This is a genomic window from Neptuniibacter sp. 1_MG-2023 (genome assembly GCF_030547185.1).
Taxonomy (GTDB): domain Bacteria; phylum Pseudomonadota; class Gammaproteobacteria; order Pseudomonadales; family Balneatricaceae; genus Neptuniibacter.
In genome coordinates this window covers 47,254-62,517 of sequence record NZ_JAUOQR010000014.1, presented here as the reverse complement: position 1 = coordinate 62,517, position 15,264 = coordinate 47,254, and the positions used below count along the sequence as shown (strand labels likewise).

The window sequence follows — 15,264 nt, the reverse complement described above, 5'->3', positions numbered from 1 at the left end:
TCAGCTACTTGGTTTTCGATCTGCAGTGCACAAGCACCGGCTTCGATCATCTGCTTAGCCATTAGGTAAGTCGCTTCTGCGTTACCGAAACCTGCATCGATATCTGCAATGATTGGCACAACGTGAGTCACGTGGTTATCAATCTGATCTTGGATTTTAGCTTCAGCAGCAGAATCGCCTGCTTCACGTGCAGCGTCTAGTTCACGGAATAGGCCGCCTAGTTCACGTGCATCAGCTTGACGTAGGAAGGTGTAAAGCTCTTCAACTAAGTGAGCAACGGTTGTTTTCTCGTGCATAGATTGGTCAGGAAGAGGACCAAATTCAGAGCGTAGCGCAGCAACCATCCAACCAGAAAGGTACAAGTAACGACGGTCAGTTTTGCCACCGAAATGTTTCTTAATGGAGATCATTTTTTGCTGACCAACAAAACCATGCCAGCAACCTAATGACTGAGTGTATAAGGATTTGTCTTTATCAAATGCTGCCATGTCAGCACGCATAATGTCTGCAGTGTACTGAGCGATGTCTAGGCCAGTTTTGAATTTATTCTGAGCGCGCATACGTGCAGCAGATTCTGGATTGATAGCGTCCCAAGGGCTACCAGCAGCTGCTTTTGCAGCAGAGATAGTTTCAATGTCTTTGTTTAGTGTAGACATGCTCATTCCTTCCATAATGTTCGAGCAACGTTTTGTGTTGCCCTTTGTAATAGTTTCGATGTGGATTTTAGTGTGTGGAGACGCATAATTGAAATAAATGGCTCTTATTTGCAGTATTTATTGTGTGAATGTAGATGTGGTATTATTAGCTTTCTTCAGTGTTTATGCGGCGTTGCTATGAATTTGGATAAGATCGACTTAAATTTATTAGTGTATTTAGATATTTTATTACGTGAACGTAATGTCACTCGCTCTGCCAGTTTATTAGGTATAACGCAGCCTGCTATGAGTAATGGCCTGCGTCGCTTGCGCGAAACATTCGGTGATCCTTTGCTGGTAAGAACTAGTGAAGGGATGGCGCCGACTGAGCGAGCCCAAAGTCTCCAGCCCCTATTGCGGCAGGTATTAGCATCGGTTGAGCAGGTAATTGAGCCGGCAGCCAATTTTGATGCAGCGTCCAGTGATCGTGTATTTCGTATTATGACCAGCGACTACGGTGAGTCGACGTTAATGCCGCGACTCTTAAACCGCCTAAGGGAAGAAGCACCTAATATTGTATTGGATATTCTTACACCGAGTGATATGAGTTTTCAGGAGGTGGAGCAGGGGCTTGTGGACTTGGTGATTAACCGCTTTGATACGATGCCACAATCATTTCATCAGAAAACATTATGGCGAGACAGCTTTTCCTGCCTTTTTTCCGTTGATAACCCTATAGCCGATGATTTCCGTTTAGAAACTTACCTGCTTGCACGCCATGTTTGGGTTAGTAAAACAGGGATGGGGGCTGGAATGGGGATTACGCCGAAGGATACTAAACGTTTAGGTTGGGTTGATGAGGCATTAGAGAAGTTACATGCGAAGCGTCATATCTCCGTTTTTACGCGCCATTATCAATCAGCAGCGTTGTTGGCTGAGGAAAAAGGGTTAATCGCCACTATACCGACTAAAGCGGCAGCCCAGTCCCAATCGAATAACTCGCGTTTAGTGATGAAAACGCCACCTTTTGATGTGCCTGAATTTGAACTGAAAATGGCTTGGAGTCCGCTTCTGCAGCATAACGTGGCGCATCAATGGATACGCCGTGTCATTACTGAAGTAGCACAAAATCATACTGAATAACTTCTGGTTGTAAGGGGAATTGCGCCCGTTTCACTTTCTAGTATTGTGACGTTATTCAAAGCATTAGGTAGTAAAAACTGACGGGCTGTCGGATTTTTAGATAATCATTCAATTACAGATGTGCGTACTTTAGTTAATCTGTTATAAGTATATTTATATCTTTGATAGGGTGCTTATCGAGCCAGTAAAGACTTTATGTCTTCTCATTAGCGCTTATCGAATTTAAGACTAAGATAACCTGTTGATTGATTTTATTATTTAGGGTGAACATTGTGAAAAAAGAATTACAAAAAACATTATCGGTTGCTATGGCTTGCTTAGCACTGAGTGCTAATGTGGTTTTAGCGGCGCCTGATAAAGCATGGAGTTTAGAAGGTTTTGATGAGCCTGAATCGGTTTTAGTGCATCCAACAAAGCCATTGCTTTTTGTTTCCAATGTTAATGGCCATCCTGCTGCTTTAAACGGTAAAGGTTATATTAGTCTGTTATCGGATGAAGGTAAGGTTATTCGTCACGTTTGGGTTAATGGAATGGACGCACCTAAAGGGTTAGCAATGGATGAGAAATATCTCTATGTTGCTGATATGCAGCAAATGCATATTGTTGATCATGAAAAAGGTGAACTGGTTAAATCAATCAAAGCTGAAGGCAGTGTTATGCTGAACGATGTAGTTATTGATGATAAAGGTGTTGTTTACCTGAGTGATATTCTTGGTGGTGGTGTTTATCGTTATGAAAATGACGCACTGACTAAGTGGATTTCGGCTGAGGCGCTACCCCATCCTAATGGACTTCTTTTTAATCATGGACAATTAACTGTTGCTACTTGGGGTACGGGTCTGCACGAGGACTTTACAACGGATGTTCTAGGCGGCCTTTCTATTATTGATAGAGATACGAAACAGATAACCGCTTATAAAAATGCGGAAGCCTTTGGTAACCTTGATGGTATTGCTGAGATAAAGGGTGCGCTCTTTGTTAGTGACTGGATGAATGGCAATATTTTTAAATATAAAGACCAAAAGCTAGAGTTACTTTTTAATGAACCTAAGAAGTTTACCGGTGATCTTTCCTCGAAAGGGGACCTTTTATTTGTACCTTTAATGTTCTCACAGCGTATTGATGTTTATAAAATTGAACCATAAATAAAAGCTTTTTAGCTCGTCTGTTTTAGACAAAAATAGACGATTATGGACAAGATATAGAGGTCTGCTTGCAGGCCTCTTTTTATTGTCTAAAAGGTTTGATGACGGGCTATTAATAATCGAAAGGGGATATCTCCCCTGAATAGCTTAGCTTTTCTCCGCAATGCCGACAGTAGCCTGAGTTCGCTTTTTCTTGGGAATCGCAAGCGGGGCAGTGTACTGTGATTGTATCGCGTTCCGCTCGATCAGAGATGACCTTTGCCATCTCTTTTTTGAGGTCCGATCTAGGATCTAACTCACTATCCTCAAGTAGATTCCAGAGTGACTCTGTAATAATCGATAAGGTTTCTAGCTTTAACTCAAGTGCGTTTATACGGGCTGAATTGATCTCTGATTCTAAAGAGGGATTAGATTCGACTACTTTCTCTTGTTGGCTGTTGTTTTCTGAGATCATCGGTTTATATGCCCTAGTGTGTAGCTGTTACGGGGTAAGTTGTACAGGGTTCTTTGTTCATGCATTTTATTGTCGGGATGGCTTATAGCCAGATACTGGCAATAATAAATGCTGAAATTATTATTGAAGAGGATGACAAGTAGAGACGCCAACCTTTGCAATTACCTAATGCAACTAGATTTGCAATGTAAGCACAACTGATAAGTAGTATAGGTAGTGCCATTTGAGCGGCCACATAGATAAAAGTGTGGGTGTCACTAAGTCGTTCGCTTGTGTAGTAGATCGAACAGGCAAGTAGGGGCACTAGGCAAATTACAGTGGCTTTAATCAGTATATTGGCTGATTTCATTCTATCCTTATTGCGTTAAGTTTGGCTTTTTAGGCTAACTTCTTCATTTAGCACGAATCTTGTTAGTGTGAGATCACTCCTTATCAAAACTGTCGACGACAATAGCCCCCATTGAAGCAGGCATAGTGATTACAATAATACGTTTAAAGGATGTCAGCGGATCTTCAAATAATGGAAGCTTGTTAAGACAAAATAGGACTAAGGCTACTACAAGCGCAGTCATAAGGTATGCGATGGCGATTCGGGATATAAAGACAAGCTTTCTAGCCTTAACATCGGTTTGAAATACACTCTCATAGGTATAAAGGCCAAGAAAAGTGATGGATAGGATAAACAACATCAATAGGTTATAACCGGGTAGGGTTTCGCCTAATCGCCAAGCTTCTTCAGAAAATGATATAGGTACAGCAAGCGCAAAAGCGCCTACAAATATCTGACTTGCGTCTTCAACGTTAAAACTTAACTTCATGTGAGTTCCTATTGAATCACTTAGCTACTGAGAGTGTGTAACCCTCAGCAGCTATTTATGGGCTATATGTTAACGATGGAGCTCGCCCGCTCGTTCTGGTTGGTATAATACTTCTGTTAGCTTAACTTTTAGATCCCCACCACCAGGTTTTGGCCATTCGATTTCATCTCCTATAGATAGGCCTAAGAGGGCGCTACCAATGGGTGCTAATATAGAAATCTTTTGACCGTCAGCATCTACATCTTTTGGGTAAACGAGGGTTAGTTCAAACTCATCATTAGTTGATTCGATAACAAATTTAACGGTCGAGTTCATGGTAACGATTGTTGGCGGAACTTCGTCAGGCGCTACGACATTGGCCCGTTCAAGTTCAGCTTCTAGCTCCGTTTGGCCGGCAAAGCTGTTTTTTGGCAGGGACTCAATCAAATTATAGAGCCGATCTGCATCTAATGAAGTAATTGTTATTTCTGGCCTTGTGTTCATTTTTCTCTCTCAAGGTATTATTTGAAGCAATCTGTTATTAAATATTCACACAGATACATAAAAGCTTTTGTTCATCTTTTATGACCGCCCTCTATTCAATGTAATGACAGACCATAACCTTGTATCAATAAGGTTGGGCAATCGCTATATCCATTTAGTCTCTTCTTTAGTATTGGTTTGATATCTGCTGTTCAAAAAATAATTATGGAATAGCTATCAGGTTAATCTAAGAATCGGTAAGGCTAAAGGTATAATGTTTACATTATGTGTTAGATTTAACTATATGTTTTTAATGAAATTTTATTCTCATCTTTGTTTTCGTTTTACAGAGGTTTTTGTGAATATCAGAGGATTATTCTTTTAATCTTACTCAACTCTAAGCTAGCTGATGTTGTGTTTAAAAGCTAGTTTAAAAATGATGATTTATTGAATGTTCGAGCGGTTTTTTTATAGCTCAGAGAGGGAGAGAGCTAAAGACAAGCAGGCTAGCAGTGTTTGTCTTTAGCTCAGGTTGGGCTATCTATTCATCTTCTAAGAAGTAGACAGAGCCTTGTAGAAGTAATGCCTTGAGTAGTTCAATATTTTCTTCACTAGGATCTATTTTTTCTTGGTATAAATTTGCACATAAACTTTCCGCTAATTGAATCTGACCTTGGCTACAGGCGCAGCCTTTACCGTCGACGAAAAGGATAAAGTGATTATCTACTCTATTAAAAGCAAAGCGAGAGCCTTCGCTTCGGCATAAAGGAGTCTCGTCATCTAGCAATTGTTTAATTTCAGCTTCATCTAGCTCGCAACTTTGATCTGCACCTTGTTCCTGGTTTTTGGGCTCTGTCATAAATTGACCAAACCAGTGGGCGAGGAGTTCAGGGCTGTCGATATATTCGTGCATAATCGCTTTTACGCGATCTAGCGCTTCGCGGGTGATTTCACCTGGATTATCTTGCTGTTTCAGATCAGCATCACTGTAGCGGTCTTCAGCGGTAGTTATATTGTCTAGATAGTCAGTGAAGTCTGCCATCATCTCTTGATGGGAGGGCGCTCTGAAGCCTACGGAGTAGGTCATACAGTCATCCCCAATGGCGTAACCATTATGGCCAAGCCGAGGCGGGACGTAGAGCATGTCACCTGGATTTAAATCCCAGCTTTGTTCGGGGATCCATTCAGGGAGAATCATAACGGGGACATCGTTACGGCGGGGTGAGTCTTCGCCATAAGTACCACCAACTTCCCAGCGTCGAGTCCCCGATGCTTGGATTAAAAATACATCGTAATTGTCGTAATGAGGGCCAACCCCGCCACCATCAGTAGCGTAACTTACCATAAGGTCATCAAGTCGCCAGTTCGGTACAAAGCGGAAATATTCTAATAGCTCATTAGCCTCGGGAATCCAATGATCGACCGATTGCACTAAGAGTGTCCAATGGCTATCCGGTAGATCTGTAAAAGTACTTTCGCTCAGAGGACCATGTTCAAGTTTCCAGTCTTTGCCATCTGGGGACTGGATAATTAAACGTGATTCTACTTCCTCTTCTAAGGCCATGCCTGCTAGCTCGTCAGGGCTTACTGGGGCTTCAAAGTTAGGAAAAGCATTACGTATGAGCAACGGCTTTTTCTGCCAGTACTCGCGTAGAAAGGTTTCTACACTGATATCGCCAAATGGGGAGTTCACTACTTTATAAACTCCATTAACTCTTCAACGGCTTTCTCCATTTCGTCATACACTTTACGTTTATCACGATTGGCTAAAGCTGCAATCTTATTATTCCCTACTTTTTTAAGGCACTTTTGAATTGTTTCGGCGCTTTGGCGTATACCTACAGCGTTGTAGCCCATCATTTTTGATTCGTCCTGCATCTGTTTGATGCCAGCACGAAGTTCATCCGTTTGTTTTAATAAAGATTGTAGAGTGTCTTCCATCGTATTTGGTCTCAAGTAATCGTTCAGTGATGAAACTGGTTTAATAGTTACTTTTTTAGCTTTTCTACGGTCTCTTCAATCGAAGTTAATATACCTCGAAGCATATTAAGCTCTGTACGCTCTGGACGAGAGCGATTGAAAAAACGACGTAACTTATCTAGTACTTTACCCTCATGTTGAGGAATTATAAATTCCGTTGTGCGTAACACTTTTTCTAGATGGCTATAAAACAGAGTCATCTCTTTTTGGCGAGGGTATTCTTCTTCAATAGGGGTATACGTTTTTTCTTCTGCTGCCACATAGACTTCATAGCAAAGCAGTTGGATCGCTTGGGATACATTGAGTACGGGATACTCAGGATTGGCCGGAATGTAAATATGAACATTGCATTGCTGTAGTTCATCGTTATGTAGTCCCATGGTTTCTCGGCCAAAAACCAGTGCTACATTGCCTTGTTCTGATTCTGCTACGATCCGCTCAGCGCCTTTTCTCGCATTGAGGAGAGGAAGGTCGAAGGTGCGTTTGGTTCGTGCGCTGGTACCTATCACTAACTGGCAGTCTGAAATAGCTTCTTCCAGTGAACTGACGATTACCGCATTGTCTAACAGATCTTTGGCACCCGCAGCTCGGGAATCCGCTTCACTGCTTGGAAACTCTCTCGGCTCCACAAGGTATAAATTGTTTAGACCCATGTTTTTCATAGCGCGGGCTGCGGCGCCAATATTACCTGGGTGGAAGGTGTTGATTAGTACAACTCTAATGTTTGATAGCATTTCAGGAGATCTCACAAAGCATCAACAAAGCGGTTAAGGTCATAGATAAATTTTTGTCTATGCCACAAATGGGGTGAGTGGTCCGCGCTAGGGTAGACAAGCAATTCGGAATTTTCAATATGTTGATGAACCCAGTTTTGTAACTTTGCGCAATAAAATTGGCTTTCTTCACCATAAATTAGCAAGGTCGGTGTATTTATTGTAGGTAGAACATCACGATAATCCTGCTGTGTAATGTTTTCCCAACACGCGATAAGTAATGGCGCATTTTGCTTTTGTAAATAATCGCGCATTTTTTGAAAACTGTGGGAGTTTTGTTGGAAGTTTTGTAACGATTGATAGTGCATACCATAGGCTATGAGTTCTAAAACACTTTGAGTGAAGTCTTGTTTTAGTAGTTGGATAAAGGTTTCATTGTTTTTGCTGCTAAATTCACCATAAACACCATGATTCCATTCATCGTCGGTAAGTAGTTTCGGCGAGTGATCAACCATACATAATCCTGCAATACGGTCTTGGCCATATTTACGAATATATTCCCAAGTCGTTAAAGCGCCCAGAGAGTGGCCAATAATGACAGCTTCTTGAATATCTAAATAATTAAGTAGTGTATGAAGATCGTCAGCCATTTCGGGGAGTGTCATATTCGTGCCTTCGGAATAGGGGTGCTCTCCGTGTCCTCGCGCATCCCAACAGACGACTCGGTGCTGCTGGGCTAGCTCTGAGGCAAAGGGTAGCCATTCACGTACACAGGCGGTCCAGCCATGAAGGAATATTAAGGTCTTGTTTCCTTCACCAAGTGAGACGAAATGAATCTTAGTTAAGTCGGGGCGAGTAAGGTATTCCATAAGGCTTAATCCATAATAATAAAAACGGGGCCATAGCCCCGTTTTTAAAATCTAAATTGAGCCCAAAGCACCATTTTTAGATTTTCTTCGCCTGATCTACCGCATTACCAATATAAGTGTGTGGTGTTAATGCCTTAAGAGACTGTTTAGCTTCTTCTGGCATATCAAGCGTATCCACGAAGGCTAGAATGGTTTCTTTATTCATATCCTGACCACGGGTTAGTGCTTTCAGCTTCTCGTAAGGTTCTTCGATAGCGTAACGGCGCATAACGGTCTGGATTGGTTCAGCAAGGACTTCCCAAGCATTTTCTAAGTCTTCATTTAGCTTAGCAGGGTTTAGCTCAAGTTTGCTGATCCCTTTTAAACTAGATTGATAAGCAATTAGGCTATAACCAAAGCCGACACCCATGTTACGCAGCACTGTGGAATCTGTTAGATCGCGCTGCCAGCGGGAAACGGGTAGTTTTTGTGCTAAGTGACCCATGATCGCATTCGCTATACCTAAGTTACCTTCGGAGTTCTCGAAGTCGATAGGGTTAACTTTATGCGGCATAGTGGATGATCCAACTTCGCCGGCGATTGTTCTTTGTTTGAAGTAACCCTGAGAGATGTAACCCCAGATGTCACGATCGAAATCGATCAGAATCGTGTTGAAACGCGCAACAGTATCAAAGAGCTCTGCAATGTAGTCGTGAGGCTCGATTTGAGTTGTGTATGGGTTGAAAGTTAAACCTAAGCTTTCAACAAACTCTTGTGCATTTTGTGCCCAATCTATATCGCTATAAGCGGATAGGTGAGCGTTGTAGTTACCTACAGCACCGTTGATCTTGCCTAAGATCTCAACAGCTTTTAACTGTTTAATCTGGCGTTGCATGCGGTATGCAACATTTGCAAACTCTTTACCTACTGTTGTAGGTGATGCTGTTTGACCGTGGGTACGGGATAGCATTGGTTGTTCTGCGAATTCGCGGCCAAGGGTTGCTATCTCATCAGCGACTTGTTGCATCTGTGGTAAAACAACATCTAAACCATGTTTAAGCATTAAACCATGGGATAGGTTGTTAATATCTTCAGAGGTGCATGCAAAGTGAACAAATTCATTAATTGCCATTAATTCGGCGTTATCTTTGAATTTGTCTTTGATGAAGTATTCAACTGCTTTTACATCGTGATTTGTTGTACGTTCGATGTGTTTAACAGCTTCTGCATCATCAGGACCAAAATCAGTCACTATAGCGTTTAAAACAGAATTAGCTTCAGCGCTTAATGCTGGAACTTCACTAATCTGGGCGTGAGCCGCTAGTTTCTGTAACCAACGTACCTCTACTTCTACGCGAAAGCGTATTAGGCCATATTCACTAAATACATCACGTAGGTCAGCTGTTTTGCTGCCATAGCGCCCATCAATCGGCGAAACGGCCGTCAGTGCGGAAAGCTCCATGAAACGATCTCTATCTTGATTAAAAAGAAGGCGCGCATTATACCTGAGTAGGCGTCACTTTCGTAGGGTTAGTGCCGACAAATCCAGACAATAAACTAATGCAGGGGTAGAGAGCGTTATAAGGAGCAACTTAACCCATTATTTTTTTTAATGAAGGACGAAGGCGTGATTTAAAAAAGAGTAGGTGCCAACGTTTTCCGCCTTTTTGCCGCCACAACATCGCACTACGAATACCTGCAAGGAGCAGGGCGCGAATCTTTGCCGCATTTTCACTGTTCTGTAGATGCCTTGGATCACCTGTTACTTGGATACGAAAGCTGAATGAGCTAATGGTGTCTTGATAAAGGCTTGCAAGATTTGCGACAACGTTCGGGTGGCAGTATGTTGATGGCGTCAAAGCAAGCTCTTGCTCTGGCGCTAAATTTGCTTCGGAGTACTGGTTTTCGGAATTAAAGTATTTTGCTTGTTCTGTGACTTGCTTCAAACGATGGGCAATGGTTTGAAGCATTTCGGGATTTGAGCTTAACTTACGCTCCAAATGCACCATGCTAAGTACGTAGCGAATAACATCTTTATTATGTTCAGCCCGCGGCTTATCAACGATATCTTTAAGATTTTGCAGGCCTAAGTGTAAATTGTAGGGGAGGTCATCCACGCCACCATAAATATCTTCAGAACAGGCGGGATCGAGCTGCATAATACTGTAGATAGAGGTTTCAAGGCTGTTTTGGGCAACCATTCCGCGTGTAGCTATCTGCTCGACTAAGGCTGCTGCTTGGAAAATTCCGGCCAGGCCTAATGTTTGTTCATCATGTTGACGTGACACCTTAAACCTCTCAGCTATCTAACGATTCATTCTTGCCAGTGTTTTCTATTACGCCACCACCCAAGCATACATCATCACTATAAATAACAACGGATTGGCCGGGTGTGACTGCTCGTTGGGGTTCATTAAAACGGATGAGGTAACCGGAATCACCGTGGCGTTCAATAATACACTCTTGATCAGATTGACGATAACGTACTTTAGCTTTGCAACGATAAGGTAGTGGTGGCTCTTCGTCATTTATCCAAAAAATCTCATCGGCGGTTAACCAATCGGTAAACAGTAGATCGTGCTGCTTACCTTGTACGGCGATAAGCACATTGTGCTCTAGATCTTTGCCCGCGACAAACCAAGGTTCTTCTGGGTAATCTTTAAGCCCACCAATATGCAGGCCTTGGCGCTGCCCTATGGTGTAATACATTAAGCCCGCGTGTTCGCCTATCTGGTCGCCTGTCGGTGTTTTTATCTTACCGGGTTGAGCTGGTAGATACTGTTTCAGAAAATCACTAAAGCGACGTTCGCCAATAAAGCAGATGCCGGTGCTGTCTTTTTTATTATGCGTAACCAGATCATGAGCTTCTGCGAGCTTTCTGACCTCTGGTTTTTCCAATTCTCCTACTGGGAAAAGGGTTTTCTCTATCTCTGGTTGGCCTACTTGATGTAGGAAGTAACTTTGATCTTTATTGTTATCAAGCCCTTTAAGTAAGCGGGTTTTTCCCTCACGTAGACCTCGGCGAACGTAATGACCGGTAGCGATCATATCCGCGCCCAACTCTATAGCGTACTCAAGAAAGGCTTTAAATTTGATTTCACGGTTACAAAGGATATCGGGATTGGGGGTGCGACCTGCTTTGTACTCTTCAAGGAAGTGTTCAAATACATTGTCCCAGTACTCTGCTGCAAAGTTGGCGGTATGTAATTTAATACCTAGCTTATCGCAGACGGCTTGCGCATCAGCTAAATCGTCTTTAGCTGTACAGTATTCAGTACCATCATCCTCATCCCAGTTTTTCATAAACAGGCCTTCAACCTCATATCCTTGCTGTATAAGGAGTAGGGCTGATACGGATGAGTCAACGCCGCCGGACATGCCGACGATCACTTTAGTCTGGCTATGATCAGTCATGGGTTTTTTCGATTAGTTACTGTATTCGTGAATGAGTTCTAACGGGTATTGTTTGCCTGCAATATAGTCATCAATGCACTGTAAGACCATAGGGCTACGTAGCTTATGCATATTACTTTCAACTTCATCACGGGTCATCCAAACGGTTTGAATAATACCTTCATCTAAGGTTCTATCCGCATCGTGTTTGATAGCTTCTGCGTAGAAACAGGCGCGATGATAAGTTTTGTTGTTTGTGCTCGATCTATAAACATAAAAACCGATAAGGTAGCGGGGTTTTACATGCCAAGCGGATTCTTCTAGTGTTTCTCTACAAGCCGCTTGAACAAAGGTTTCCCCTTCCTCAATATGGCCGGCTGGCTGATTGAATACAATTTCACCGGAAGATTGTTCTTCTATGAGTAGAAATTTTCCGTCTTTTTCAACGACGACAGCAACAGTGGCATGAGGATACCAATCCATCATATTCCTCAGAAATTTGATCGTAATTATTCGAATTTATACGTATAAAATAAGCGCCACACAATAGCATCAAATGCTGTTGTTTGATAGATAAAAACACTCGTCTATGGTGACGCATCTCTATGCGCCTTAGTGCTATGATCGGTGTTATTAGTTTAAGAGGCAAAGTGATATGGCAACGACTCAGGTATATGTCCAAACGGATGACTTTGATATAGGAGATCTTTCTGAGCGTGTGAGAGCAAATGACGCGACTAGCGGTGCCATTGTTACATTCACCGGTATAGTACGAGAATTGGCGACTACAAATAATACATTAGATGCACTGTTTTTAGAGCATTATCCAGGCATGACTGAGCGGGCTTTAGAGAAAATTTCTGAGCAAGCACGGGAGCGCTGGAATCTAGGTAATATAGTGATTAGTCATCGTGTAGGGCGGCTTAGGCTTAATGAAAATATCGTCTTTGTCGGGGTGGGTAGTGCGCATCGAATCGACGCTTTTGAAGCCGCTCAATTTATCATGGATTATCTAAAAAAGAGTGCGCCTTTTTGGAAGAAAGAGATCTCTTCTGGAGGAGAAAGCTGGGTTGAGCAGAAACAGAGTGACTTAGATGCGGCAAAAAGATGGTAGGCGAGACACCTATAATGGCTTTGCCTAAAAAGTTAGCCTGTTAATGCTGATTAAATCGGTAACCTATACCGTGCACCGTCTGAATGACTTTAGGCGCTTTAGCATCGACTTCAATAACTTTTCGTAATTTAGAAATATGCTGATCGAGTGTGCGACTGCTTGGTAAATAGTCTCTTCCCCAACATTCGTTGAATAGCATGTCCCGATCAACAACTTTTCCCTGTTCGCGGTGGAGGAGTTGGAGGATTTTAAGATCTCGCAAGCTTAATTCAAATGTCATCCCTTCACGCTGTGCTCGTAGTTGAGCTGGAAAAACGTGTAGATCATCCATCCAGAATGTTTCCGCTTCTTGTTGATCACTCGGCTGCTGCGTTTGTAGGCAGCGGCGTGTGACTGCTTTTATACGTGCGATGACTTCTCGGGTGCCAAATGGTTTTTTGATATAGTCATCAGCACCGAGCTCGAGTCCTAGAACTTGGTCGATCTCTTCTGATTTTGCCGTAATAAAGATCACTGGAACGGTTTCGTTAAGCTGGCGAATTTTCCTACACAGGGTGTAACCATCCATTTTGGGCATCATAATATCGAGTAAGATCAGGTCGGGTTGATGTTCAATATATAAGTGAAGGGCGCTCTCGCCATCATCGGCTTCTATACAAGTGTAACCTTCATTATCAAGTAGATCGAAAAGTCCCATCCTAATATTAAGATCATCTTCTGCAATAAGAATTTTCATAAACTACCTTTAGCGGGTGAATGGCTTAGGCTTACGGGTGTGTAGAGGCTAAGTAGGAAACTGGCGCCTTGAGTCGTTGATTCTAAAATCAGATCACCGCCATGCTTGCGTGCCAGTTCGCGCGCAATGCTCAAACCTATGCCGGTACCGCTAATACCATCAGTAAGTTTGTTACTGGCGCGATAAAATTGTTCAAAAATAGATCTTGATGAGTACTCATCTATACCGGGGCCGTTGTCATGGATGCGAATAAAACTGTAGTCACCTTCCTGCCAGCACTCTATCTGTAGAACACCGCTATCAGCTGCGTATTTCTCAGCGTTACTGAATAAGTTATTTAAAATCTGTTCAGTACAGTGAGGATCTAATAAAACGTTTGTGTCGCAGTGGCTGGTAAGCTTAGGGTCTAATCCTCGCTGAGCAAAGGCCGGGGCAAATGCCTCTAATGTGTTATTAATACATTCTTGAACAGTACCCATCTGCAGATTTAGGTCAAGGCTGTCACGTTCTAACTTTGAAAAGCTGAGTACGTTATCGATTAAGCGTGTGAGGCGCTTGCTTTCGTTATTAATAATATTTAAGTAACGCTTTTGTTTAACCTGTTCATCATCAAGTTGGTTTTCCAACATCTCGGTATACATGCGTACATTGGTCAGTGGTGTTTTTAATTCATGGGAGACCTGATTAACAAAATTTACCCGTTGGAGAGCTAAACGTGACTCGCGGGTTTGCTCTCTGTATACGAGCCAGCCAAGTACCGATAAAGCACTTAAGGTTATTACTATAATGAGCAGTTTTTCTAACCAGTTTTGCTGGGGTTTGTTAAGACTAGTCGTCGTGTATTCTAATCGCCAACTACCTAAAGGGTGGCTAAGGTTTAATGTTTTGATCGGCGTTAGGTGATCGGAGCTTTCCTTTGCGTTGCCCCATTCATAACTGACTTCACCACGACTGTTTTTGAGGGTGATAATTGAGTTGTTCAGAGGGTGCTCTGCTGTTATCTCTGACTGATCAGGGAGTAAATTAATTAAATCAGAGAGTAAGCGGGCACGGCTAATGGCAAATCCCATAACACGATTATCGGCTGTTGTTTGCCAGTAGATATGCTGAAGTTGGGTGTTGTTATACCAAGCGATCCAACCGGAATCTGTAGGCTCTACCTGTTCTACTTGCGTGTCGTTAATATTGGAAGAGGCTATAGGGCTATCAGCAGCTATTGATGATGTTGCTTGGGAACGACGACTGATAAGGGGAGCTATTTCAGTCTCAGCATTAATGCTTTTTTCTGTTGAGCGTGTTAACCGTTGTGTTTGTGGCACTGATTTCAATTGTGCGCTGTAAGGCGCTTGGGCTACTAGCTGCGCGGGCCCATTAGCTTTTTGTATTGTGGTATTACTTTCTTGCGAGTGGGTAAAGAGAGAAGGTGTTTCCAATAAGGTTTTTGTTTGCTGAAGAAATTGGATTTCCTGAGCAGTAGCATTCGTTGGGGTGGGGTAGATGGGCTTTCTTGTTGGATCAAGAATGAAAACTTGCTCTATATAAGGACTTGATTTACTGAGCTCTCTAAGTGCTTGAGATGAAGCGTTTTGCTTGAGTTCAGACGCCTCTGATTTTAAAACCGCCTCTAAACGTTGAAAGTGGCCTTGGAATAAGCCATCAACAGATTTTAGTTTAACTTCCACTAAGGCTTGGAATTGATGCTGAATCAGCTGCTGTTGGTTTTGTTCTAGACGCACAGATAACCAGCCAAGAATAAGGATAGGTATCAAAATCAATCCACAGAGTAACAAGGCTGTTTTTTTCAAATCATTCTCGCTTTGCTG

16 protein-coding genes and 1 pseudogene are annotated in these 15,264 nt (G+C 42.5%); 3 read left to right on the top strand and 14 right to left on the bottom strand.

Features of this window, described 5'->3' with window-relative positions; translation table 11 throughout:
* A pseudogene (locus Q4492_RS14065) lies at positions 1–656 on the bottom strand (isocitrate lyase); the annotation flags it as partial.
* Positions 657–833: 177 nt separating this feature from the next.
* On the opposite strand from Q4492_RS14065, the gene Q4492_RS14060 reads away from it, so the two are divergent.
* A complete protein-coding gene (locus Q4492_RS14060) occupies positions 834–1,778 on the top strand; it encodes a LysR family transcriptional regulator (RefSeq protein WP_303419180.1) in 945 nt (314 codons plus the stop codon).
* 272 nt (positions 1,779–2,050) lie between these two features.
* Positions 2,051–2,923 carry a hypothetical protein gene (locus tag Q4492_RS14055; protein ID WP_303419177.1) on the top strand — a complete coding sequence of 291 codons (873 nt, stop codon included), beginning with the start codon at positions 2,051–2,053 and terminating at the stop codon, positions 2,921–2,923.
* Between the two features lie 112 nt (positions 2,924–3,035).
* On the opposite strand, the gene Q4492_RS14050 is transcribed toward Q4492_RS14055, so the two are convergent.
* The 11 genes from Q4492_RS14050 to Q4492_RS14000 form a co-directional block, all read right to left on the bottom strand.
* Positions 3,036–3,377 (bottom strand): hypothetical protein, encoded by a 342-nt coding sequence (locus tag Q4492_RS14050; RefSeq protein WP_303419174.1) that lies wholly within the window; start codon positions 3,375–3,377, stop codon positions 3,036–3,038.
* 422 nt (positions 3,378–3,799) lie between these two features.
* Entirely contained in the window at positions 3,800–4,195 is a 396-nt protein-coding gene (locus tag Q4492_RS14045) for a DUF2391 family protein (RefSeq protein WP_303419172.1), read from the bottom strand.
* Positions 4,196–4,264: 69 nt separating this feature from the next.
* Positions 4,265–4,678, bottom strand: coding sequence for a nucleoside diphosphate kinase regulator (gene rnk, locus Q4492_RS14040; RefSeq protein ID WP_067865564.1), 414 nt, complete (start codon positions 4,676–4,678; stop codon positions 4,265–4,267).
* 520 nt (positions 4,679–5,198) lie between these two features.
* Complete coding sequence (locus Q4492_RS14035) at positions 5,199–6,350, bottom strand: cupin domain-containing protein (protein WP_303419167.1); 1,152 nt, start codon at positions 6,348–6,350, stop codon at positions 5,199–5,201.
* Entirely contained in the window at positions 6,350–6,598 is a 249-nt protein-coding gene (locus Q4492_RS14030) for a hypothetical protein (protein ID WP_303419165.1), read from the bottom strand. Before Q4492_RS14030 ends, Q4492_RS14035 begins: the two co-directional genes overlap by 1 nt.
* 47 nt (positions 6,599–6,645) lie before the next feature.
* A complete protein-coding gene (gene trmJ, locus Q4492_RS14025; protein ID WP_303419163.1) occupies positions 6,646–7,371 on the bottom strand; it encodes a tRNA (cytosine(32)/uridine(32)-2'-O)-methyltransferase TrmJ in 726 nt (241 codons plus the stop codon).
* A gap of 11 nt (positions 7,372–7,382) precedes the next feature.
* A complete protein-coding gene (locus tag Q4492_RS14020) occupies positions 7,383–8,219 on the bottom strand; it encodes an alpha/beta fold hydrolase (RefSeq protein WP_303419161.1) in 837 nt (278 codons plus the stop codon).
* Between the two features lie 76 nt (positions 8,220–8,295).
* The gene (purB, locus tag Q4492_RS14015; RefSeq protein WP_303419159.1) at positions 8,296–9,660 is read right to left on the bottom strand and encodes an adenylosuccinate lyase; all 1,365 of its coding nucleotides are present in this window, start codon (positions 9,658–9,660) and stop codon (positions 8,296–8,298) included.
* A gap of 130 nt (positions 9,661–9,790) precedes the next feature.
* Positions 9,791–10,486: a lysogenization protein HflD gene (locus Q4492_RS14010; protein ID WP_303419156.1), complete on the bottom strand. Its 696-nt coding sequence runs from the start codon at positions 10,484–10,486 to the stop codon at positions 9,791–9,793.
* A 10-nt stretch (positions 10,487–10,496) separates the two neighbouring features.
* Positions 10,497–11,612 (bottom strand): tRNA 2-thiouridine(34) synthase MnmA, encoded by a 1,116-nt coding sequence (mnmA, locus tag Q4492_RS14005; RefSeq protein WP_067865544.1) that lies wholly within the window; start codon positions 11,610–11,612, stop codon positions 10,497–10,499.
* Positions 11,613–11,624: 12 nt separating this feature from the next.
* Positions 11,625–12,077: an NUDIX hydrolase gene (locus Q4492_RS14000; RefSeq protein ID WP_368389444.1), complete on the bottom strand. Its 453-nt coding sequence runs from the start codon at positions 12,075–12,077 to the stop codon at positions 11,625–11,627.
* Positions 12,078–12,246: 169 nt separating this feature from the next.
* Between Q4492_RS14000 and moaE the strand changes: the two genes are divergently transcribed.
* Entirely contained in the window at positions 12,247–12,705 is a 459-nt protein-coding gene (gene moaE / locus Q4492_RS13995) for a molybdopterin synthase catalytic subunit MoaE (protein WP_303419153.1), read from the top strand.
* Positions 12,706–12,745: 40 nt separating this feature from the next.
* Here the strand turns inward: moaE and Q4492_RS13990 are convergent, their stop codons facing one another.
* Together Q4492_RS13990 and Q4492_RS13985 are read right to left on the bottom strand one after the other, a co-directional pair.
* Positions 12,746–13,441, bottom strand: coding sequence for a response regulator transcription factor (locus tag Q4492_RS13990; protein ID WP_303419150.1), 696 nt, complete (start codon positions 13,439–13,441; stop codon positions 12,746–12,748).
* Positions 13,438–15,246: a sensor histidine kinase KdpD gene (locus tag Q4492_RS13985; RefSeq protein WP_303419148.1), complete on the bottom strand. Its 1,809-nt coding sequence runs from the start codon at positions 15,244–15,246 to the stop codon at positions 13,438–13,440. The genes Q4492_RS13990 and Q4492_RS13985 overlap by 4 nt, the downstream gene beginning before the upstream one ends.
* Positions 15,247–15,264 lie beyond the last annotated feature (18 nt).